The sequence below is a fragment of the Nocardioides eburneiflavus genome (genome assembly GCF_004785795.1).
Lineage (GTDB): Bacteria > Actinomycetota > Actinomycetes > Propionibacteriales > Nocardioidaceae > Nocardioides > Nocardioides eburneiflavus.
The window spans coordinates 3,255,777-3,278,145 of the sequence record NZ_SRRO01000001.1 but is presented as its reverse complement, the minus strand read 5'-3'; the positions used below and the strand labels follow the sequence as shown (position 1 = coordinate 3,278,145).

Annotated in this window: 19 protein-coding genes; 5 read left to right on the top strand and 14 right to left on the bottom strand. The window is 68.7% G+C overall.

Annotation, left to right across the window (positions count from 1 at the left end; all coding sequences use genetic code 11):
• Position 1 precedes the first annotated feature (1 nt).
• From EXE59_RS15420 to EXE59_RS15405, 4 genes are all read right to left on the bottom strand, one after another.
• Positions 2–1,105, bottom strand: coding sequence for a phosphotransferase (locus EXE59_RS15420; RefSeq protein WP_210429024.1), 1,104 nt, complete (start codon positions 1,103–1,105; stop codon positions 2–4).
• Entirely contained in the window at positions 1,102–2,451 is a 1,350-nt protein-coding gene (locus tag EXE59_RS15415) for an aspartate aminotransferase family protein (RefSeq protein WP_135839693.1), read from the bottom strand. Before EXE59_RS15415 ends, EXE59_RS15420 begins: the two co-directional genes overlap by 4 nt.
• Positions 2,452–2,493: 42 nt before the next feature.
• A complete protein-coding gene (locus tag EXE59_RS15410; RefSeq protein WP_135839692.1) occupies positions 2,494–3,168 on the bottom strand; it encodes a haloacid dehalogenase type II in 675 nt (224 codons plus the stop codon).
• A 104-nt stretch (positions 3,169–3,272) separates the two neighbouring features.
• Positions 3,273–4,151, bottom strand: a complete 879-nt coding sequence (locus EXE59_RS15405) for a LysR family transcriptional regulator (RefSeq protein WP_135839691.1) — start codon at positions 4,149–4,151, stop codon at positions 3,273–3,275.
• A gap of 72 nt (positions 4,152–4,223) precedes the next feature.
• Between EXE59_RS15405 and EXE59_RS15400 the strand changes: the two genes are divergently transcribed.
• The gene (locus EXE59_RS15400; protein WP_210429023.1) at positions 4,224–5,480 is read left to right on the top strand and encodes an MFS transporter; all 1,257 of its coding nucleotides are present in this window, start codon (positions 4,224–4,226) and stop codon (positions 5,478–5,480) included.
• Here EXE59_RS15400 and EXE59_RS15395 read toward each other — a convergent pair.
• The 7 genes from EXE59_RS15395 to EXE59_RS15370 form a co-directional block, all read right to left on the bottom strand.
• Positions 5,477–6,310, bottom strand: a complete 834-nt coding sequence (locus EXE59_RS15395; protein WP_135839690.1) for a hypothetical protein — start codon at positions 6,308–6,310, stop codon at positions 5,477–5,479. The genes EXE59_RS15400 and EXE59_RS15395 overlap by 4 nt on opposite strands.
• Before the next feature lie 72 nt (positions 6,311–6,382).
• Positions 6,383–6,559 carry a hypothetical protein gene (locus tag EXE59_RS23825; protein WP_168218545.1) on the bottom strand — a complete coding sequence of 59 codons (177 nt, stop codon included), beginning with the start codon at positions 6,557–6,559 and terminating at the stop codon, positions 6,383–6,385.
• Between the two features lie 172 nt (positions 6,560–6,731).
• Positions 6,732–6,971 (bottom strand): hypothetical protein, encoded by a 240-nt coding sequence (locus EXE59_RS15390; RefSeq protein WP_135839689.1) that lies wholly within the window; start codon positions 6,969–6,971, stop codon positions 6,732–6,734.
• A gap of 222 nt (positions 6,972–7,193) precedes the next feature.
• Positions 7,194–7,610, bottom strand: coding sequence for a response regulator (locus tag EXE59_RS15385; RefSeq protein ID WP_135839688.1), 417 nt, complete (start codon positions 7,608–7,610; stop codon positions 7,194–7,196).
• A gap of 641 nt (positions 7,611–8,251) precedes the next feature.
• Complete coding sequence (locus EXE59_RS15380) at positions 8,252–9,055, bottom strand: aldehyde dehydrogenase family protein (RefSeq protein WP_210429022.1); 804 nt, start codon at positions 9,053–9,055, stop codon at positions 8,252–8,254.
• Positions 9,048–10,457 carry an aspartate aminotransferase family protein gene (locus EXE59_RS15375; protein ID WP_135839687.1) on the bottom strand — a complete coding sequence of 470 codons (1,410 nt, stop codon included), beginning with the start codon at positions 10,455–10,457 and terminating at the stop codon, positions 9,048–9,050. The genes EXE59_RS15380 and EXE59_RS15375 overlap by 8 nt, the downstream gene beginning before the upstream one ends.
• Positions 10,450–11,964: a CoA-acylating methylmalonate-semialdehyde dehydrogenase gene (locus EXE59_RS15370; RefSeq protein ID WP_135839686.1), complete on the bottom strand. Its 1,515-nt coding sequence runs from the start codon at positions 11,962–11,964 to the stop codon at positions 10,450–10,452. Before EXE59_RS15370 ends, EXE59_RS15375 begins: the two co-directional genes overlap by 8 nt.
• A gap of 80 nt (positions 11,965–12,044) precedes the next feature.
• Between EXE59_RS15370 and EXE59_RS15365 the strand changes: the two genes are divergently transcribed.
• From EXE59_RS15365 to EXE59_RS15355, 3 genes are all read left to right on the top strand, one after another.
• Complete coding sequence (locus tag EXE59_RS15365; protein ID WP_246056823.1) at positions 12,045–13,694, top strand: PucR family transcriptional regulator; 1,650 nt, start codon at positions 12,045–12,047, stop codon at positions 13,692–13,694.
• Between the two features lie 637 nt (positions 13,695–14,331).
• Positions 14,332–14,685 carry a cupin domain-containing protein gene (locus EXE59_RS15360; RefSeq protein WP_135839685.1) on the top strand — a complete coding sequence of 118 codons (354 nt, stop codon included), beginning with the start codon at positions 14,332–14,334 and terminating at the stop codon, positions 14,683–14,685.
• A gap of 237 nt (positions 14,686–14,922) precedes the next feature.
• Positions 14,923–16,446 carry an aldehyde dehydrogenase family protein gene (locus tag EXE59_RS15355; RefSeq protein WP_135841326.1) on the top strand — a complete coding sequence of 508 codons (1,524 nt, stop codon included), beginning with the start codon at positions 14,923–14,925 and terminating at the stop codon, positions 16,444–16,446.
• Positions 16,447–17,013: 567 nt separating this feature from the next.
• On the opposite strand, the gene EXE59_RS15350 is transcribed toward EXE59_RS15355, so the two are convergent.
• From EXE59_RS15350 to EXE59_RS15340, 3 genes are all read right to left on the bottom strand, one after another.
• A complete protein-coding gene (locus tag EXE59_RS15350; protein WP_135839684.1) occupies positions 17,014–17,970 on the bottom strand; it encodes a cation diffusion facilitator family transporter in 957 nt (318 codons plus the stop codon).
• 170 nt (positions 17,971–18,140) lie between these two features.
• Complete coding sequence (locus EXE59_RS15345) at positions 18,141–19,673, bottom strand: ABC transporter substrate-binding protein (protein ID WP_168218544.1); 1,533 nt, start codon at positions 19,671–19,673, stop codon at positions 18,141–18,143.
• A 501-nt stretch (positions 19,674–20,174) separates the two neighbouring features.
• A complete protein-coding gene (locus EXE59_RS15340; RefSeq protein WP_135837073.1) occupies positions 20,175–21,263 on the bottom strand; it encodes an IS110 family RNA-guided transposase in 1,089 nt (362 codons plus the stop codon).
• Positions 21,264–21,825: 562 nt separating this feature from the next.
• On the opposite strand from EXE59_RS15340, the gene EXE59_RS15335 reads away from it, so the two are divergent.
• Complete coding sequence (locus tag EXE59_RS15335) at positions 21,826–22,320, top strand: Lrp/AsnC family transcriptional regulator (protein WP_135839682.1); 495 nt, start codon at positions 21,826–21,828, stop codon at positions 22,318–22,320.
• Positions 22,321–22,369: the final 49 nt, after the last annotated feature.

The window sequence follows — 22,369 nt, the reverse complement described above, 5'->3', positions numbered from 1 at the left end:
CTCACGACCCTATCGATCCTGGTGCCCCGGACGGGGGAGCGGTGCGACCCACCCGGAGCCTGCCGATGACGTCCTCCATCGGCACGGCCAAGGAACGTTCGACGTTGGTCCAGTCGTCCTTGGCGTGGGCCAGGAGGTAGTCGCGCCGCTCCGGGACGCGCTCGGCGCGCCAGTGGGTGATCAGCCCGCGCAGGGTGAGTCGGGCCAGAGCGGCCACTGGCAGCAGCGGCAGCTCGCGGTCCCGGAGCGGCCGCGTGCGCTGGTAGCCGGCGACGAAGGCACAGGCCTCGCGCCATGGGTCGTCGGCCGTCCGGCCGAGCAGGTTCGCCATCGCCACCGCAGGGTCGAAGATCACCGCACTGCGCACGGTGTCACCGAAGTCGATGACACCGCAGACGTAACCCTCCCGGTGGCCGTCGACGACCACGTTGTAGGGGCTGTAGTCACCGTGGATCACCTGCGTCTCGAGGTCTTCCAGGCTCGGGACGACAGTGGCGTCGAAGAGCTGGAACACCCTCTCGGCCAGACGCCGGTGCCCGGCATCCGGCGTGTGCTCGACGAGCTCCGTCAAGTGGTGGAAGTGCCGGAGGTCCCACACGAGCCCGCGCCGGTCCGCCGGGTGGCAGAACGCCTCGAGCGCCACGTCGACGCGGCCGAGCATCTCCCCCACCACGGCGAGCAGCTCGTCGTCCGGGTGCGCCTGGGCCCACACCGATCCCTCGACGAAGTCGAAGACCCGCAGGATCCGCGTCCTGCCGTCGTTCGACGCGAGGACCACGTGGTCGCGCCCGTCGACGGTCAACCTCACCCGCTGCACGGGCAGCTCCGGCGCCGTTGCCTCGAGGAATCGCATCGCCTCCGTCTGCAACCCCACCACCGACGGTGCCTCGTCGGGTGGCGAGACCTTGACGAGGTAGCCGGACGACTCGGCCTCGAGCCTGAACGTGTCGTCCTTCTCCGTCGCCACCGGGTGGAGCCGTCCGACGAGGTCGAAGTGCTCTGCGAGGAGGCTGCCGACCAGCCCCACCTCGATCGGGTCGTGCGAGGAGCCCATGCCACTCTCGGCGAACAGCCGGTCGACCGCGCTCGGGGGCGGTGTGCTCACAGACGCTCCTTCGCGACCTCGGCGAAGGTCTCGAGGAACCGGGTGACGTCGGCGGAGGTGAAGGCGAGCGGGGGACGGATCTTCAGGACGTTCGCTGCCTTGGCCGTGCCGCTGATGAGGACCCGACGATCCCGCATGTCGCTGATCACGTCCTCGGCGAGTCCGCGGTCGGGTGCGAGCGTGTCGCGGTCGGCCACGATCTCCACACCCACGTACAGGCCACGCCCGCGTACCTCGGCGACGTAGGGCGACTCGCGGGTGATCTCCTCGATCCCGGCACGCAGCGTCGTGCCGTTCTCGAGGACGCGCTGCTGCACGTTCTCCTCCTCGAAGACATCCAGCACCGCGGCTCCGGCCGCCACCGGGATGGAGCTCCCGGCGAAGGTGTTGAAGTAGCGCACGTTCCGTCCGAAATCGTCCGAGACCTCCGGGCGGAACACCACGCCGGAGATCGGCACCCCGTTGCCCATCGGCTTGCCCATGGTGACGATGTCCGGCAGCACACCGTGACGGGCGAACCCCCACATCTCCTCCCCCAACCGGGCGAATCCCGACTGCACCTCGTCGGCGATGTAGACGCCGCCCGCCGCGTGCACCTCCTCCACCACGCCCGGCATGTAGCCGACCGGGTCGGTGAAGATCCCGTCGCTGCTGTAGGTGGAGTCGGTGACCAGCGCCGCGAGTCGGAAGCCGTGGCGCTCCAGGTCCTCGATCGCGTCACGCACCTGGGCCCGCATGTGCTCGGCCAGCGTGGACCCCGGTGCCACCAGCCGCGGGTCAGGAGGATCGATGAGCCGCACGCCCGGCCCCAGCGGCGACCCCTTCCCCAACGACGGGGAGAACCGCGAGACCTCACTGGTGATGCCGTGATAGGCCCATCGGGTCACGATGATCCCCTCGCCACCGGTGTGGTACTTCGCCACTCGCATGGCCAGGTCGTTGGCCTCCGACCCGCTGCACGCCAGGCTCAGTCTCGACAGACCGGCCGGGAACGTGGCGAGGAGCCGCTCGGCGTAGTCGACCAGCGCCTCCTGGACGTAACGCGTGTTGGTGTTCACCGCCGCCAGCTGGCGCGACACCACCTCGACCACTCGCGGGTGCGCATGCCCCACGCACGGCACGTTGTTGTAGACATCGAGGTAGTCGTTCCCCTCGTGATCGAACAAGTGGGCGCCCTGACCCGACACGAACTCCACCGGCTCCCGGTACATGAGCATGTAGCCGGGGCCGAGCACCTGGTGGCGCCGCCGGATGGTCTCCTGGAGGTGCGCCGGCAGCGTGCTCAGCACGTCGGGGTCGAACCGGTTGGGAAAGCTCTTGATCGCTCTGCTGAGGGTGGACGACATGGTCGGGTCCTTGATGATGGTCGGTGGACGAACGTGGGGGCCTCAGATGCCGAGCATCGTGTTGAGCTCGTCGAGGGACTTCACCACGGTCAGGTCGTAGCCGGGCGGGACCGGGTCGTAGCCGCGGTCGAGCAGCACCAGGTTGCGGAAGCCCATGTCGTGCATCGGCATCGGGTCGTAGCGGGTGTGCGAGGAGACGTGCACGAAGTCGTCCGGCGTGGCGTCGAGCTGGTCGAGCATGTACTCGAACGCGGCGTAGCGCGGCTTGTAGTAGCCGGCCTCCTCGGCGGTCAGGACCGCGTGGAAGGGCGCCTCGAGCCGCGGGACGCTCTCGGCGAGGAAGGAGTCGTCGGCGTTGGACAGGATCACCAGCTTGTAGTGCTCGGCCATCCTCTTCAGCGGCTCCACCACGTCCGGGTGCGGACCCCAGCTCCGCACACCGTCCGCGAACCGCTTGCCCGCACTCGGGTCGGACCCGATCCCCCACTTGCGGCACACCCGGTCGAACGAGCTCTGCAGCACCTCCTCGTAGGGCTGGTAGGCGTCGAGCACCGCGTCGTAGCGGTAGCCGCGGAACTCGGCGACGAACTGGTCCCACTTCTCGGCCGGGACCTGGTCACCGACCAGCTCCTTGGTGATCGGGGTCATCGGCCAGCTGATCAGGGTGCCGTAGCAGTCGAACGAGACGTACTTCGGACGGAACGTGGGAGTGCTCATGAGGTGTGCCTTTCCGGTGCGTGGCGGGAGAACAGGGGGGGCGGGGCCCACGACGAACCGTAGCACCTTTTGTCTCAGTTTGAAACTGAGTCTTTGTCCGCGGCTCAGGCTCGCGAGGGAGCCTTCGGGAGCCCGAGCTCCCTCCCGACGAGGGGCGCGGCGTCGGCCCAGTACGACGCCCTGGGGACCCGGGTCACCAAGGAGAGGCGCGGTCCTCCGAACCGGGCGGTCGCGAGCTCACGGTCGCTGTCGAGCAGGTACGTGCGCAACAGTGATCGCGGCAGGACCACGGGCGCGCCGAGGAGGCGCCCCAGGCGCACCGCGGTCTCGGCCGTGGCGGCCCGGTGGGGCGTCGCTCCCAGGGCGGCGACGCGCCCGTCGAGGTCCTCCCCCGAGTAGTCGGTGGTGTAGGTGACGACGGTCCTGCCGGCGAGCTGCCGACGGTCGGTCGAGCGGAGGTCGCAGGTCGACGGCACCAGGACGCCGATCGGGTCCACGCCCACCGCCTGACCGGTCACGCCCTTCGGCAGCTCGATCTGCCCGGCGATCGCAACGAAGGCCGCGTCGAGCGATCCCTCGGCCACATAGCCGACGAGTCGGGGCCCGTGGTCCACGAGCTGGCTGATGCGCAGGCCGGGCAGGGCGACGTGCAGGGCAGGGAACACCAGCATGGCGAGACTCGGGATGGTGCCCACGGTCAGGGTCTCCGACTCCGCCGCCGCCCTGCTGCGTTCGAAGACCCTCCCGAGGTGCCCGAGGATGTGGTCCGCCTCGGCGACCATCTCCCGGCCGGCCGCCGTGACCCGCGCCCCGGTGGTGTCGCGGTCGAACAACCGCACGCCGCACCGTCGCTCGAGGGCGGCCAGGCGTTGGCTGGCCGACGGCTGGGTGATCAGCAGCTCCCGTGCGGCGGCGCCCAGCGAGCCGTGCCTGGCGACGGCGTCGACCAGGCGGAGATCGTCCACCTCCGGGTATGAGCCCATAGGCGCAGTCTATGAGCTCCTCTCCGTCGCTGCTCGCTACCGCCGCGGGCTCGCGTGGACGAACCTCGTGGCATGACGAGAGACGTGCTGCGGAGAGACGCGCTGCGGATCCTGCTGGCGACCTCCGTCAGCTGGCTCGGCCTGCGGATGACCGAGGTCGCCCTGCCCCTGATCGCCCTCCAGCAGACGGGCTCGGTGTGGGCCACAGGCCTGGTGGCCGGGTCCTCGGGCATCGCGCTGCTCACCTCTCCCTGGTGGTCGGCACGGCTCCGTCACCGGCTCACGTCCGGGCGGGCCCTGGCGGCGGTCCTCATGGTCCAGGTGCTCGGCTACGTCACCGTGGCCGTCCCGGCGACGCTCGGCAACCTGTCCGTCGTCCATCTGTGCCTCGGCGGACTGATCTCCGGTGCCGCCACCTCGGTGGCCGGTCCCGCCACCCGTGCCCTGCTCGCCGACATCGGCGACCGGATCGGACCGGACGTCGCCGTACGCGCCCTGGCCTGGCAGGACCTCGCCCACCGGATCAGCATGGTCGCGGGTCCACCGGTCGCCGCCTGGGTGGTCACCCAGCACGGGGCGATCCCGCTCATGTGGGCGGACAGCATCGCCGTGCTCCTCGCTGCGGTCCTCGTCTCCGGGGTCGGCCGTCACGCCGTGCGGCGCGAGACGAACGGCAGCGCTCCGCTCCGGGTGCGGGAGGTCCTGCGCGCGCACCCCGTCGTCGGCGACGGGATCGCGATGGCAGCCGTGGGCTGGTTCTGGTGGTTCGCGTTTGCGCTGGGCCTGGCCATCCTCGGCGCCGAGACCGGTCGGCCGGGACAGTTGGTCGCAGCCGGGATGGCCGGGTACGGCCTCGGTTCGCTGGCCGGGTCGGCGGTGACCCCACTCGTGGTGACGCGGCTGCCGCGGGTGCCGACGATGGTCTGCCAGTGGATCGTGCTGGGCATGCTGTTCGCAGCGCTGCCATGGCTCGACGGCTCCCTGCTCGCCCTCGCCGTCGCCTCGGCTGTCGGGGGCTTCGTGATCCCGTTCGGGCTCGCCGCGCTGAACGCGCTGATCACAGAGCACACGAGCGGCGAGGAGCGCCGCACTGCATTCGCCGCGCAGCACGTGGCCGGCAGCGGCGGATCGTCGCTGGGCATGCTGACCGGCGGTGCCGTGATCGCCGTCGTGGGTGTGGAGACGACGATGCACGTGGCCGGGGTCGTCCTGATCGCTGTCCCCCTCGTCCTGGTCGCGAGGGCTGGATCGTCGCCGAGGCGTCGAGGGGGCTCGGACGTCGATCAGCCCAGCCTGTGCCGGACGTCCGCCACCACCCCCACTGGCTAGCGCCCGAACCGGCGGCGGGGCTTCCTCGGCTCGCGCTTGCCTGCGCCCGCGAAGCGGGCTCCCACCAGCGGAGGCGGCGCCCCCGGTGCGGGCTCGATGTCCTGCACCGGGTCGCCCTGCGGGTCCTCGCCCGTGGGGTGGAGGTCCACGGCGTCGGGGTCGAAGTCGGTCGGCACGGTCGACAGGTCGTGGTCGGCGAGGATCGCACGGACCTCGTCGATCACCGCGAGCAGCTCGTCGTCGTTGGTCGCCCCGGCGTACGTGACGATCGCGTGGCGCCCGAGCGACGCGCCGACGACCGCACCCCCCTCGAAGTGCAGCCGCATGAACCCGGTGGCGTGCTGGTCCTCCAGCGAGCGCAGGATCGCGAGCATCCGGTTGCCGACCTCGGCGAGGTGGTGCAGCTCCCGGCGATCCCCAGCGGCCGCGATGACGCGCGAGCCCGCGGTGACGACGGAGGTCCAGCGGACTCCGTCGATCGTCATGATCCGGTCGACGCAGTGCGCCACGGCGGCGGAGGTGTCGACGGCGCCGACGACCATGTATGTCGGCACGACGCGGGCCTCGAGGCGACGGAGCGCCGCCCGGTAGGTGCCCTCGCCGGCCGGGGTCCAGGTCACCCCCACCGAGAGCCGGTGCGCGCCGTACGCCTCCAGCGCACGCAGGTCGCCGGCGCCGACGAGCTCGCCCATGCGCCGTGCCAGGCGACCGGTGTAGGGAAGGGCCGCGGCGAGCGCCCCCGATGCCCCGTCGTCACCCGCGACAGTCCCGTCCGGACGTACGACGAAGTCGACCCCCACGTCCACGGCCTCGGTGTGCTCCACGCTCATGGCCCCAGCCTGTCGCAGGCCGCGGACGGAACCGGTCGGCGTAACGCACAGTTCACATCGGGCGCGAAAGCGTTACGCCCCGGCAACCCGGGATGCCGTGGCCGGACCCGGGCGTCCGGCGGGAGGTCGGTCGTCCGCGCCCCGCAGGGTGCCGGTGTCCACGACGTGCTGCGCGACGGCGGCGCTGATGGCCACCGGCGCATGCGCGGCGACGACGAGGCCGTCGAGCTGGTCCGTGGTCGAACGCATCAGGCTCGTAGGCGTAGAGGTTGAGCATGCCGAGGCTGTCGGCGTCGAGGAACAGCCGGAACCCGAGGTAGGACCGGACCCGGTCTGCTCCGCCACGTGCGCCCCCAGCTCGGCCACGGCGCGTCCTGGGCGAGGTCGGCGACGGAGCCCACCTCCACGGTCCGGCGCCCGCTCATGGCCGGGCCCTCACCGAGGCCGTGTGCAGGTCGTCCATGAGCTGCAGCGATGTGTGCGTGCGGGCGCACGTGTCGTCGCGACCCGGCCGCAGCACGCAGACCCCGGCCACGTCGCAGGGACCGATCAGCTCGACGGCCATCGCCGCGACGCGCTCGAGGGCATCGGTCGGATGGCGCGTGTCCGACATCTCGTGCGCGGCATCGGCAAGCCGGCGACCGAACTCGTGACGATCCATCCGGCAGCCTTCCCTCCCAGTGGGCGACCCGCACGGATCGCATGGAGGCAGCCCCCGGCGGTGGGACGGCCCGGGTGGCCGCTTCTTGACCACCCGGACCTGAGCCCCTGTGAAGTCGCGACGTCGCAGGGACCTGGACACGCAGTACCCGGCTGGCGCCAGCCGATCCGCGAATTCCTCGACGAGGTCGCTCGTGGGGGTGTCCGACCCCGAGACGAGTGACTACGGCGCGGCCAGCAGTGCGGCGACGTGGTTGCGCAGGTCCGTCAGCTTGAATGGCTTCGCCAGGTGCGCACTCACGCCTGCCTGGCGCGCCTCGGCGATGTCACCGTGCGAGGCGGACGCCGTGACGAGCAGGATCGGAATGTCGGGTCTCGTGTCTGCTCGTACGGCCCTGGCGAGCTCTATCCCGTCGAGTCCGGGCATGAGGAAGTCGGAGACGATCATGTCGAACTCGTGTTGATGGTGCAGGTCAGCAGCAGTCGCCCCGTCTCCCGCGACACTCACGTCGTGCCCTGCCCGCTCCAGGACGGCGACCATCGCGTCACAGATGTCCGGCTCGTCATCGACGACAAGGATTCGCGCCATGGCAGTGCCCCCACTGGATTTCGCTCGCACGGTGGCGCCAGGCTGCGTCACCCGCTCACCCGAGCCCAACGTGGGGAGAACCTGGAGGTTACGCGAAGCACGCCCGGTGGCTCGTCAGCGACGGCCGGTGGTCCGGTGGGTAACGGCACGGGAACCACGCTGCTGAGGGCCTCTGACCAGGGCGTGCGCCCGGGTCAGAGGCCCTCCTCTGGCTCCCCCGGTTGGACTCGAACCAACAACCCTCCGATGCCGCCGCGAGTGCAATGAGCGTCTGACGCCAGTTGACGCTCTCTGCCGTCAAATGCCACCTGAACTGGGCAAACGCTGGCGTCTAGTGCATTCGTGCTGACGCTGGTTGACAGGCCTTGACATAGTTTCTGGCCTGTTTTTGGACACCCTCAAGTCTGCGCCACGAAGCGCACCTCCTCGTCGTGTGCGTGCACCTGCCCGAGAGTGCTGGCCACGCGGGTCAACGAGGTCGTGCAGTCGGTTTCCAGGGCCATCCACAGGTCCGCCGCGGCGCCGATAAGAGATCGGACAGGTGATGTCAGGAGGAAGGTCCAAGGAGATTTGAACCAGCGACCCCCTGGCCTCCGGCGTGCGTGCTGTCCCCCGGCGAGCTTTGTGACCGTACTTGCCGACACCTGCTCTGACCTGCGCAAACGCGGACAACACGGCCGCACGGTCCGTGATCATCGTGGCGCCTTGTGCTCCGATGAGATGGCTTTCGCTGACGTTTTCGCGACAATAGCGCGCCACGGCTCAAATCTCAGGCGAGTCCTCGCGACGGGCAGCACATCGCCGCCGCGCACTTCGTCGTCCGCGTGGCCGACACCCTGGGTGCGTGGCATACCGTGCGCGCTGGACGCGCGGTCAGAGCGCAGCGCCTTGACTTCGAGGAACTCCTCGAGGCCCCAGGTGCCGGACTCACGTCCCAGCCCGGACTTCTTGTAGCCCCCGAAGGGAGCTACGAAGTTCCAGGCACCCCCGTTGATGATCACCTGGCCGCTCCGCAGCCGCCGTGCCACGTCGCGCAGGGTCGTGTCGTCCGAGCCCCACACCGCGGCCGAGAGCCCGCAGTCGGTGCTGTTGGCGATTGTCACGGCCTCGTCGATCGAGTCATACGGGATGATTGTCAGCACCGGACCGAAGACTTCCTCTCGTGCGATTGCCAGGTCGGGGGTCACGTCCGACAGCACAGTGGGACGAACGAAGTATCCCGTCGAGTGCCCCGTGGGCTCGGAGCCTCCGCACACCACGCGCGCGCCGTCCGCCACTGCCCGGTCGATGTGCTGGCGCACACGGTCGCGCTGCCGCACCGACACCAGTGGGCCCAGCGTTGTCGAGTCGCACCGCGGATCGCCCATGATGAACCGTGACGCGGCCACGGCGGCCGCGGACTCGGCCTCCTGCAGCGCCGCGCGCGGGACCAGCAGCGGCATGAGGACCGAGTCCGCCAGAGCAGCGCTCGGCGAGGTGACGGTCTGTTCAGGCACTGGGACCTCCGGCGGGACTTGCTTCGGTGAGCGCGTCTCCGAGGATCGCGAGGCCGGTGCGGGCCTCGTCGTCGGAGATCGTCAGCGGCGGGACGACGTGGATGCGGTTGAAGTTGGCGAACGGCAGCAGCCCGCGTCGTGTGCAGGCGGCGAGGATCGCGCCCATCTCGGGACTGGACTGGCCGTACGGCGCCAGCGGCTCCCTGGTCGCTCGATCGCGAACCAGCTCGATGGCCCAGAAGGCGCCGGTGCCGCGCACTTCGCCGATGCCCTCGTGTCTCTGTGCCAGGTCCCGGAGGCCGGGCCCGAAGATGTCCTCCCCCAGCCGTGCGGCACGTTCGACGATGCCCTCGTCCTCCATGGTCTCGATCGTGGCAACTACGGCCGCGCATGCCAAGGGGTGGCCGGAGTAGGTGAGGCCGCCGGGGTACGCCTTGTCGGCGAAGGTCCGGTAGACCTCGTCGCTGATCGCGACCCCGCCGAGCGGGACGTAGCCCGAGTTGACGCCCTTGGCGAAGGTCAGCAGGTCGGGCACGACACCCGCGGCGTGCTCGATCGCGAACCACCGACCGGCGCGGCCGAAGCCGGCCATCACTTCGTCGGCGATCAGCAGGATGCCGTTGCGGTCGCACAGCTCGCGTACACCCTCGAGGTAGCCAGCGGGCGGGAGCATGATGCCGGCGGTGCCGGGGATCGACTCCAGCATGATCGCCGCGATCGTGGAGGCACCTTCCAGGGCGATGACCTGTTCGAGGTGCTCGAGCGCCCGCTCGCACTCCTCGGCCTCGGTCGTGGCATGGAAGGCGCTGCGGTAGAGGAACGGCCCGAAGAAATGCACCGTCCCGGTGGACCCGTTGTCACTGGCCCACCGGCGCGGGTCGCCCGTCACGTTCACCGCGAGCTGCGTGCCACCGTGGTACGAGCGGTAGGTGGAGAGCACCTTGTGCTTGCCCGTGTGCAGACGCGCCATCCGGATGGCGTGCTCGTTGGCGTCGGCTCCGCCGTTGGTGAACAAGACGCGGTCGAGGTGACCGGGCGTGTGTTTGGCGATCAGCCGGGCCGCCTCCGACCGTGCCCCGTTGACGTACGCCGGGGCCACGGTGCACAGGTCCGCGGCCTGTTGCCGGATCGCCTCGACGATCCGCGGGTGCTGGTGCCCCAGGTTGGTGAAGACCAGCTGGGAGGTGAAGTCCAGCAGCTTGTTGCCGTGACGGTCCCAGACGTGGGAGCCCTCGGCCCGGGTCACGACCATCGGGTCCAATTGCGCCTGGGCCGACCACGAGTGGAAGACGTGGCGACGGTCCAGCTCGTAGGCACGGTCGGGGTCGGCGTACGCGCGAGCCAGCGTCTCGTTCCGCCCGGGCGCGGGCGCGCTCTCCTCGAGCGGCAATGCGTCAATCATTCTGCGGGAACCCGAGCTCCAGGCCGCCCGCGGGACGAGCAGCCGGGTTGATCCAGCGGGTGGTGACGACCTTGCCGCGGGTGAAGAAGTGGACGCCCTCGATCCCGTGGGCGTGCGTGTCGCCGAACAGTGAGCGCTTCCAGCCGCCGAAGGAGTAATAGGCGACGGGGACCGGCACGGGCACGTTGACGCCGATCATGCCGACCTCGACGTCCTGCTCGAAGCGGCGGGCGGCGCCGCCGTCGTTGGTGAAGATCGCCGTGCCGTTGCCGTACTCGTTGGCGTTGATCAGGGCGACGGCCTCGTCGTACGTCGCCACGCGGACGACGCTGAGGACCGGCCCGAAGATCTCCTCGGTGTAGATCTCCATGTCCGCGGCCACGTGGTCGAACAACGTGGGGCCGAGCCAGAACCCCTCCTGGTCACCGTCCGCGACGACGTCGCGGCCGTCCACCACGAGCTTCGCGCCGGCCGCCTCGCCGGAGTCGATGAACCCGGCGACCCGGTCGCGGTGCGCGCGCGTGACCAGCGGTCCCATGTCGGAGGCGTCGCCGCGCTCCTTGCTGCCGTCACCGATGCGGAGCGTGGCGGTCCGCTCGGCGATCCGGGCCACGAGGTCGTCGGCGATCGGCTCGACGGCGACCAGCACGCTGATCGCCATGCACCGCTCGCCGGCGCTGCCGTAGCCGGCGTTGACCGCGGCGTCGGCGGCCAGGTCGAGGTCCGCATCGGGCAGGACCACCATGTGGTTCTTCGCGCCACCGAGGGCCTGGACGCGCTTGCCGTGCCGGCTCGCGGACTCGTAGACGTACTCGGCGATCGGCGTGGAACCGACGAAGCTGATGGCGGCGACGTCCGGGCTCTCCAGGAGCGCGTCCACCGCGACCTTGTCACCCTGCAGGACGTTGAAGACGCCGTCGGGCAGGCCCGCTTCCTTCCACAGGCTCGCGATCCACAGTGCAGCGGACGGGTCCTTCTCACTGGGCTTGAGCACCACCGCGTTGCCGGCCGCGATCGCGACCGGGAAGAACCACATCGGCACCATCGCCGGGAAGTTGAACGGGCTGATGATGCCCACCACACCCAGCGGATCGCGCTTGGAGTGCACGTCGATCCCGGTCGATGCCCCCTCGGAGTGCCCGCCCTTGAGAAGATGCGCGATCCCGCACGCGAACTCGACGACCTCCTGGCCGCGCGAGATCTCCCCCACCGCGTCGGAATGCACCTTGCCGTGCTCGGCGGTGATCAGGACCGCGAGCTCGTCCTTGCGAGCGTTCAACAGCTCCCGGAACGCGAACAGCACCTGGGTGCGCCGCGCCAGCGACATGCGCCCCCACGCAGGAGCCGCCTTCCTGGCCGAGGCGATGACGCGATCCGCGTCGGCCCGGCTCGCCAGCGCCACCCGGCCAGTGATCCGGCCGGTCGCCGGGTTCGTGACGTCCGCCCAGAGGTCGGACTCGCCGGGGAACGCCGATCCGTCAGCCCAGTGCGTGATCGCAGTGCTCATGTGTCTCCTTGAAAGTCGGGCTCCCATCGTCGCCTGCAAAGAGGCGCGAAAAGGGCGGTCAATATGTAGGATTCCGCATCATGAGGCGACAGATCGTCGCCCTCAGGATATGCGAGGAGGCGGCACCCATGGCGGTCGTCACCGTGGCCGACGTCCTCACCATGGCTCCCGTGCGCGCCGGCGATCCCGTGGTCGTGGCCGGCCACTCGGGACTGGGCGTCGAGGTGCGATGGGTGCACACCACCGAGCTGGCCGACATCGCCCCACTGCTTCGCGGGGGCGACCTGGTGCTCAGCACCGGCATCGCCCTCCCCGACAGCGACGAGGGCCTGCGGAGCTTCGCCGCGTCGCTGGCGGACAGCGGTGCCGCCGGCGTCATCATCGAGCTCGGCCGCCGGTGGACTGTGCTGCCGGAAGCCCTGGTCGAGGCGTGCGACGAGCACGGGCTTGCGCTGGTCACTCTTCCTCACGTGGTGCGCTTCGCCGCCGTCGCCCAGGCCGTCGGTGAGCGCGTGGTCGACGAACAGCTCGAGGAACTGCGCAAGGCGCAACGGGTGCACGACACCTTCACCGAGCTCAGCATCGCAGAAGCCGGGCCGCGTGAGGTCCTCGAAGCCGCCCAGCGGCTCACCGGCGTCGCCGTGGTGCTCGAGAACGAGGACCACCACGTGGTCGACTACGTCGCCGGCCCCGATGACATCGATCCCTTCCTGGCCGACTGGCGCATCCGCTCGCGACGCGTCAAGGACGCGGGCCGCACGACGTGGGACCACAGCCAGGGATGGCTCGTCACCCGCCTCGGCAAGCGCGGCAGGGACTGGGGCCGACTCGTCATGCAGGCACCTTCGGAACCCTCGCAACGCCTGGCAGCCGTCGCCGAGCGAGCCGCGGCAGCGCTGGCCATGCACCGCCTCCACGACCGGCACCGCGACAGCGTTATTCGCCGTACGCACCACGAGCTGATCCTGGGCCTGCTCAACGACCCGACCGACAAAGACGTCCAGCGGCGGTGCGAAATCGCGGGCCTCCCGCTGACCGGTCGGCAGCTCATCGGACTCACCATTCGTGTCCATCCGATGCCGGGCGAGACGAGCACACCGCTGGCCAGTCGGGTCGAGGAGGTCATCGCCGCTACCGTCCGCGCAGCACACGACCTCCGCACCGCGGCCCTGGTGTGCGAGGTGGACCAGGAAGTTCGCGCGCTGCTGTCGCTGCCGACAAGAGCTCGCGCCACCAAGGTGGTCGACGAGCTGGCGGCGCGCGTTCACCGCCGGGGTCGCGTCACCATCGGAGCCGGACGGCCGGCGAACGATATCCCGGAAGTCGATCGCACACTGCGCGAGGCGAGCCAGGTGGTCGCCTCGGTCCGCGACGAAGCCCACGCAGGTGCGCGTCCTGACGTCCACCGGCTCGAGGACGTGCATCTGCGTGGCCTGCTGACCCTGCTCGGCACCGACGAACGCCTCGTGATGTTCGTCGATCGGGAGTTGGGCGCGCTTCGCCGTCACGACGCCGAGGCAGGGACCGATCTCATCGGGTCAGTCCGTGCCCTGGTCGAGAATCCCGCCAGCAAATCCCAAGCCGCCGCCAGCCTGCACTTGTCTCGCCCGGTCTTCTACGACCGACTCGCCAAGGTGGAACGGCTGCTCGGGGCCAAGCTCGATGACCCGGACATCAGAGTCTCACTGCATGTCGCCCTGCTCGCTCAGCAGCTCCTGACCGCCGACTGACGCGTCCACCTGCAAGGCACACAGAGGGGAAGGTCGATCTCGTCGATCGGACGAGGTGCTGGTGCGGAGTGCTGGTTCTCCATCGACCCCGAGCTCGACAAGCTTGGCCTGGATGGTCGAGGAGCCTTGGTTCTCGTCAGGGCTGGCTCGGGCGACCAGCTCTCCTACAGGTGCTGGCCGGCGGGCCGGTTCGCCACGACGACAGCCGGTCACCAACAACGGCCTGATCCTTACCCGCGCTGCGGGGATCTTCCGGGGGCCTCAGGTCGTCGAGTTTGATCCTGATGGCGTTTCTCGCAGGGGTAGGCCGCGATGGCGCCGGCGGCGATCCAGCCGGATGGTGTTGACCTACACCGACTGGCGCCGACAGCCTCCTCGCGGCTGACGTGACCGGGAGGCGACCACGACGCTGATGGCCATACAGCGCTCGCCGGCCGGTGGCCAGTGTCAGTTCCGGCATTGTCAGCGACACCCCAGCCGAGCGTGACCCGTCATCTGTATGGAGCCATGCGCCTAAAAACTCCGATCGTCGCGCGTTTGGTCAGCAACTCGCATAAGCGTCCGGCGCAGAGACAAAACTACCGTCCGATCGCATAGCCTCTGCCGCAGATTGCAAGACCTACCAAGGAGAACACCAATGCTGTCGTTCGTGCACGTGCCCGCAGCCACGACCCTCGGGGAACTGAAGCCCAACGGACACCGTCCTGGCTACGACTCCGGTGACCCCCAGACGTTCAAGCTTTCGTTCGACACCGATCCAGTCGTCAAGACGAGCGTCTGGGAGTGCCAGCCCGGTGGCTGGGAGGTGACCCCCCGCGAGGACACCGAGGTGTGCTACATCCTGAGCGGGCGCGCGAACATCACCTGTCACGCGACAGGCAGGCGCTTCGAGATCACCGGCGGCGACGTGATCGTGCAGCCTAAGGACTGGACGGGGCGGTGGGAAGTGACCGAGACCATTCGCAAGTTTGCCTGCCACGGCTTCGACTGAGCTCCGTCTCATCCGGCGCGGGCGACACCGAACGCGTCACCCCGCTTTCATCACAGCCGGCGGCTACGGAGGCGCCGGGCAGTTTCGCGATGACACGAAGCGCGTTGACAGGTGCAGCCATCGCGGTGGCCTGTGCCTGTCCTCACCGTCGCCGTGGTTGACCAGGAACGGCAGCTCCAGCGTCCACGCCGACACCATCCACCCCTGGGCGGGGATTGGGCGTCGACAGACCCGCCTATGCCCTGCTCTCAGACATCATCGCCATCCACGGTCACCAGACCCACGGCGGCGCCGCCAACGCCCAGCGAGTTCTTCAGGAGACCTTCCGTGACTGACACCGTCCTGCGAGCCGGCGCCGAGGTCGAGAGAGAGTCGGCGCCCGTACGCAACCCCTACACCGGCGAGATCATCGCCTCGATACCCACCGTGGGGGTCGACGCCATCGGCAGCATCCTGCAGCGGGCCAGGGGCGGCCGTCGTACGGCGGCCCGTCTGTCTCGAGCATCCAGGGCCTCCATCCTCGATCTCGCCTCCCGCCTGGTCGAGCAGCGCGCGGAGTCCTTCGCGCAGCTGATCGTGAGTGAGGCCGGCAAGACCATCACCCAGGCTCGCAAGGAAGTGGCCCGCGCTGTCAACACTCTCTCTCTGTCCGCGGCCGAGGTCCGACGCAATGCCGGCGAGGTCGTCCCCTTCGACTCGTTTGAGGGCTCAGAGAACCGGCAGGGCTGGTTCACCCGCGAGCCGCTGGGCATCATCGCGGCGATCACACCGTTCAACGATCCGCTCAATCTCGTCGCACACAAGCTCGGACCGGCCATCGCAGGCGGCAACGCGGTCATCCTCAAACCCTCCGCCCTGACGCCGCTGTCGGCACTCCGGCTGGTCGACACCCTGATCGAGGCCGGCCTCCCCGAGGACGTCGTCACCATCGTCAACGGCGACGCCGACCTCGCGGCCTCGATCGTCTCCGCTCCTGACGTGCGCATGGTGTCCTTCACCGGCGGATTCGCCACCGGGGAGGCCATCTCTCGCACCGCCGGCCTGAAGAAGCTCGTCATGGACCTCGGAGGCAACGCCCCGGTCATCGTGATGGACGACGCCGATCTCGACGAGGCAGTGGTCTCCTGTGTCTCGGGCGCGTTCTGGGCTGCGGGCCAGAACTGCATCGGCACCCAGCGGATCTTGATCGCCCATCAGGTCTACGAGCGCTTCCGCGACGCCTTCGTCGGTCGCACGGCTCTGCTGCGTGTCGGCGACCCCCTCGAAGAGGGCACCGATGTCGGCCCGATGATCACTAGGGAGGCAGCCCTCGCCACGAAGGCGAAGGTGGATGCGGCCGTGGAACGGGGCGCGACTCTGCTGTGCGGCAACGACGTCCACGGCTCCCTCTACACCCCGGCCGTCCTGGAGGGCGTCCCGGCGAACAGCTCGATCTGGCAGGAGGAGGCGTTCGCCCCTGTCGTCGTGCTGCAGCCCGTCGAGTCGTTCGAGGACGCTGTCGAGCAGGCCAATGCCATCGACTACAGCCTGCACGCCGGCATCTTCACGGCGAGTATGGATCGCGCACTCGCCGCCGCTCGACTGCTGGAGGCAGGTGGCGTGATGATCAATGACTCGTCGGACTACCGGTTCGACGCGATGCCCTTCGGCGGTTTCAAGTACGGCAGCATGGGACGCGAAGGCGTGCGCTTCGCCTTCGAGGAGATGACCCAGCCAAAGGTCGTGTGCATCAACCACCTCAGCGGCCAGCTGAACGGATAGACGAGACGCTTCGCGCTCCACCGTGAGCGCTCCCTGACCATCTGACCATGGAGGCGCCGTCCTTCCTGCACCAGCAGGGTGGTGCAGTCGTGCCTTGCAGTGAGCGCCCCAAAGAATCGGGTCAGATGGTGCGGCCGCCCTCCCCAGCTGCCGACAACCCGTGACCGCGCAGACTGTGGCGACGGGTGGTCCAGGGCCTGACGCCGAGGGAGCAGCTGTCAGGGCGGCCCCGTCCCTCCGGGTCACCGTGATCGAGGCAGCGGTCGCGGGCGGCGCGGCCTGTCGCCACGGTTACTTGGGGTCGGCAGGCTCGCGACGCATGACTACACCCGCGCCAGCGGTTGGGACAGCGTCCCGCGCCAAGCGCGAGACCCAGCACGGAGTGCGAGAATCGCCCGCGCGGTGGGGGTCGAGGGCATTGATGCGGGTATCGGTGGCGCTTGGGCCACCGGTCGGCTGCCCGGAGAGGTGACGTCCAATCGCCCTGGACGCGAGTCGCTTGGGTCGCTCGCTGCCGTCGTACGCCGCCGTCGTACGCCGCCGGGCCGACCGTGCCGGCGACTCCCATCACCACTGGACGAGGTTGCATCCCGCATGGTCGGTTGGTTCGACCTGCACCGTGGCGTGGTTGATCTTGTGGCGGTCGCGCAGGAGCTCGCGGGCCCGGTCCAGGACGGCATGGGTATCAGCACGGGGATCCACCTGGAGGTGGACGCTGACAGCGTCCATTCCTGAGGTGATCGTCCACACGTGCAGATCGTGAACCTCGACGACGTCGGGGACGGTGTGCAGGTCGGCGGCGAGGCGGTCGACGTCTACGTGGGCGGGCGCGGACTCGACCAGGATCCGCAACGCGTCGCGGCCGAGCTTGTAGGCACGGGGCAGGATGAAGATCCCGATGCCGATCGCGATCAGAGAGTCGATCCAGTACCAGGAGGTGGCGGCCATGATGGCCGCGCCGACCAGGACGCCGACGGAGCCGACCGCGTCTGCGATCACCTCGAGGTAGGCGCCCCGGAGGTTGAGGCTTTCCTGGGCACCGGCCGCCAGCAGCTTGAACGCGACCAGATTGATGACCAGGCCCAGAATGGCGACCGCGATCATCGGGGTAGAGGCGACCTCGTGGTCACCACCGAGCCGGCTGATCGCTTCGTAGACCACGTAGGCGGCGACCGCGAACAACAGCAGTGTGTTGGCCAGAGCGGCCAAGATCTCCAACCTGTACCAGCCATACGTGCGGTGGGCGGCAGCGGTGCCCGCTGTGGCCAGGGTGATCGCGGCCCAAGACATGCCCAACCCTCCGGCGTCCGACAGCATGTGCCCGGCGTCAGAGAGCAGCGCCAGAGAGCCGGACAGGACGCCGACGGCAAGCTCGACCCCGACGAAGGCGACGGTGATCGCGAACGCCCAGGCCAGGGGCCGCCTGTAGCGTGCGCCGGCGTTGACGGCGTCCAGCGCGTTCAACCCGTGTCCGTGTCCATGCCCGTGCCCGTGGATGTGATTGTCGTTGTGTCCGGTGCTCATATGTGAGCCTTCCTCGAGATTGGGTGGCTCGGGCTCGGCGGACTACTTGGTCCGGTCCGGGAACGGGTACTAGCCGCCTACGAACAGGAGGCGCCACGGTGGTCCGACGTGGCCGGGGATCCTTCTAGCTTCCCGACCGCGTCGGTCATTGCTCAGCGCAAGTTCCGCCTTCAACTGACATCGAGGTCCTTGGTGAAGACGTAGAAGTTCAGGGGATGCTGCTCGAAGTTCTCGACGCTCGTCGTGGCGCCAACCACCCCGGACTCGTGCACGAGGAACACGTTGACCGCCTCGGACTGCAGCTTCTGAGCGAGGCTGCGGTAGGTCTCGTACCTCGCGCCCTGGTTTTCGTTCTGCAGGGCTTGGTTGACCTGAGTGTCGGTCTCTTCGTCGCAGTAGTGCGCGACGTTGTAACTCCCGGCGCAGGTGTAGTCGGCGGCCAGATATCCCGCCGGATCACCGACATCGAGTAGGTAACCACGCGAGAGCAGCGCCGCGTCGTAGTCCCCGGCAAGCCATTCGGGTTCGAACGTGGCGGCATCACCGGACCGGATCTTCACCTCGATGCCGAGCTGTCCGAGCTGATCTTGGATGACCGCGGCAACATCGGGGAACTCCGGGCGCGAGACGTAGGCCATCAGCTGAAAGGACAGGGCGCTGGGATCGACCCCCGCCTCATCGAGCAAACGCCGGGCCTCGTCCAGATCCGGTGACACTGGAGAGACGTCTTGCGGTGCCCAAGGCTGGTCTGGCGCGAACGGTCCGATCGCTGGACTCATCACGCCTTCATAGATGCTGTCGGCGATGGCTTGGGTGTCGATCGCCCTCTGGATCGCCTGACGCACCAAGGGGTCATCGAACGGTGGCCGGGAGTTGTTCAGCATCATGGCCGTGGTCCGGGGCTGCTCCGTCGTAGTCACTGCAAGGTCGTCGTTGCCCTCGAGCTGTGTCAGGTGGGCCACCGGCAGGTACGGCGCAATGTCGACCTCGCCGGCTTGCAGCTGCGTCGCCCGGACCTCACCGTCGACGATGAACCTGATCTCTGCGGTGGCAAGCGCGGGGGTTCCGCCCCAGTAGGTCTCATTGCGCTCCAGGGTGAGCGACTGCTGGGAGTTCTCCTCGACCACTTCGAAGGGACCCGTGCAGGTGCCCTCGATGTCGATCTGCTCGCCCTCATAGGCCTTCGGGGCCAGGATGCCGGTGTTCGGGCTGGCCATCCGATAGGCAAGCAGAACGTCAGGCTGCTTGGTCTCGATCCGGATCGTGCTCTCGTCCACCGCCTCCACACCGGAGATGACCTCGGCGTTGAAGGAGCGTGCCGGCGTCTTCGCCTCCAGCACGTGGGTGAGTGCTCCGACTACCGCGTCGGCGTCCATGGGCGTGCCGTCCTGGAACTGCACATCCTCCCGCAGCTGGAACTCCCAGGCCGTGGGCTCAACCTGCTCCCACGACGTCGCCAGCTTCTCACTGAGCGACCCGTCGAGCTCGGACTGCACGAGCGGCTCGAGGCACCCGGCTCGGGTTAGCGTGAACGCGTCATTGGACTCCAGAGCCCACGCCGCCACCGGCGGAAGATGCTCGGCATAGACCAGGTGGCCGCCCCCATCGCCGGCGCCAGACGGACGATCGTCATTCCCGAGGCCGCATGCAGAGGCGGTCACTGCTAGCAGTGCGATCCCGCCTGCCAAACGAATTCGTGCCATGTGAGCTCCTTGGTCCCTGTGAACCGGGGTGGCGAAGAAGAGAACTCTCCACGCCTGCTTCTTCATACCCCCCGCCGGTACTTCGAAGTTAGGCCTACGCCCAATAGGAGTCCAGAGTTTCGAACTGGCGCTGGACAAAGTTGTGGTGAGACGCGGAAACTTCGGACAGATCAAGGGGTATGACGGCTGATGTCCCGCAGTTCATCTGATATGTAGGTGCCTTCTGTCAAGGGGCATGGCGAGGCGCCCGTCCCCGTTGGTTGCGGGGCGGGCGCCTCTTGCTTCGTCGTCGTCCTCGCCTTGGCGAGCGTGTCTTCGCGACGCGCGGGTCAGACTGATATTCGCGGGTTGGGTACCGCAAGACGGGGTTTCGGCTGGAGCGTTTTCGCGTGTCTAGGGGCGAGCGTCGCCCGGCGTGCGCCGGACTGCTCATAGGTGAATCGCGGGTCGCTCCACGCGCTGCCACCAGGTGTGGTTGGCGACGAAGCAGATCGTGGGGTGTTAGTCCATGACGGCCAGGGACCAGCACCAGCCGGCCAGCTCGCGAGCGATGGCCACGTTGGCGACGTTGTGGGTCTTACGGCGGTCGATGAACTTCACCCACCGCTGGTGCAGACGACGGTTGCCCTCATCGCCGCGGACCCGTGCCTGGGCTGGGGCCAGGTCCCAGCGGTCGCGCAGAGCTTTCCCGACCAGGTAGCGGGCGCGGTGGTGCCAGGCGGCCTCGACCAGGAGCCGGCGCGCGTGGCCGTTGCCGGTCTTGGTGATCGACCCGCGGTTCTTCGACTCCCCCGAGGAGTGCTCGGTGGGGGTGAGACCGACGAAGGTGCCGATGGAGTTGCCGGTGAACCGGTGCCAGTCACCAATCTCGACCGCGAGCCCGAACCCGGTCAGGGTGCTGACCCCACGCAGACAGCCGAGCCGGCGCACGACGGGGGTGAACTCCGAGTCGGCGGCCATCTCCTCGATCGCGGCGTCGAGCCGGTTCCGTCGGGCCTTCACTGCGAGCACGGCCTCGTAGTCGTTGTCGAAGGTCAGCCGGGTCGCGGGCGCGGTCAGCTGGGGAAGCGCCTCGTGGCGCAGCCAGATGTCGTGCTTGCCGGTCCACGCCTGGCCGCCGTAGTAGACGATGCCGTGGCGCAGCAGCAGTTTCGAGAGCCGGTGCCGGGCCCGCATCAGATCGGCGCGGCAGTCCTCCCGGGCCCGGACCAGGTTGCGAGCGGCTTCCTGGTCCGGGGTCGGGATCGACACCGTCGTGATCTCGTCGAGGCGCAGGAGCTTGGCGAGATGGATGGCGTCCTTGGCGTCGGTCTTGACCCGATCACCCGCCGGTTTCTGCAGCTTCGACGGCGCGAGGACCTCGCACCGGATACCGGCAGCGGTCAGGTGCCGGTACAGCCCGAAACCGGTCGGCCCGGCCTCGTAGGCCACCGCCACCGATCCCGGCAAGCCGACCAGCCACGACTCGACATGCTCATAGGACGGGGTCAGCTTCGTCTGGAACAGCTCGCCCGTGACGCCATCGATCGCCGCTGCTGCGACAGATCGGGCGTGCACGTCGAGCCCAACACTCGTACGCTCGGTAAACACCGGGGCCTCCCACAATTGTCGGATAGGCCGAGCAGGCAGCCCCTGCTCGGTAACCCACGAATCTTGTGAGTGAGGCCCCGGCCCGCAACCCCATCACGCCGAAGGGGTCACGTCATACCGTCTAGGGCTCGCGGCTGGGCCTGTTGGAGCACGCACAGCGACCTGTTCAGTCCGGTGCCCCAGAGCGGCGCTCCGAGGGCGGTTGCGGCCGCGCTCATCGGGGTCTCCTGCTCAAGACCGTTGACCACGCTCGTTGCTTCGAACCAAAACGGCGGTCGATCGTGCAGTCACAGCCGACTCCCTCAAAAGCGCGATCCACGTCGCCGCAGGCTAGGCAGCAGCGCCGACCTAGGTCTAGGCTCAGGCCCCAGTACGAGTCCAGCGGGCGCCTCATGCCGACTGATCGATACGATCTAGCGAGATTGGACTGACAGAGCACCAGATCGTCCGACGGGGCTCCGCCGCGGCGAAGGGGCGATTCGTCAATTCGAACGTCGCACTTACCGATGTTCAGGACCGCTCGGGCACCAAATCCCAATGAATCCCCCACAGGTGGTCGCCGATGTCGAACCAGAACTCCGAACCAGCACCTCGTCCGGTCGACGAGATCGACCTAGCCCTCCTGCGTGCCTTGCAGGCGGACGCCCGTGCGCCGATCGGCACCCTGAGCGATGCGGCCGGCGTCTCGCGGGCCACGGCCTACGCACGACTGGCGCGCCTCCGCGAGGAGGGCATCATCACTGCCCTGACGGTCACCGTCCACCCGAAGCGTGTTGGGCTGGGCGTCAGCGCCGTGGTCCTGATCCGGTCCACCCCGGACAACTGGAAGACGTGGTCGTCGATGCTGCCGATACTCGAGGCAATGGACGAGGTCGAGTACGCCGCAGACCTTGCGGGCGAGGTCGACCTCCTCTTGCTCGTGAGACTGCGCGACGTCGAGCACTTGCAGCGCTTCGTCACCGAAGAGCTGCGGGGGCGGATTCCCGGGATCGGCAGCGTCCGCACGCTGCTGGTGCTCAACCAGACGCCCGAACGATCGCTCGTGTTGCCGAGCTAGTGATCTCCGAGGTGCACGATCGCGCCACCGAGGGTCGCTCAGACGTTTG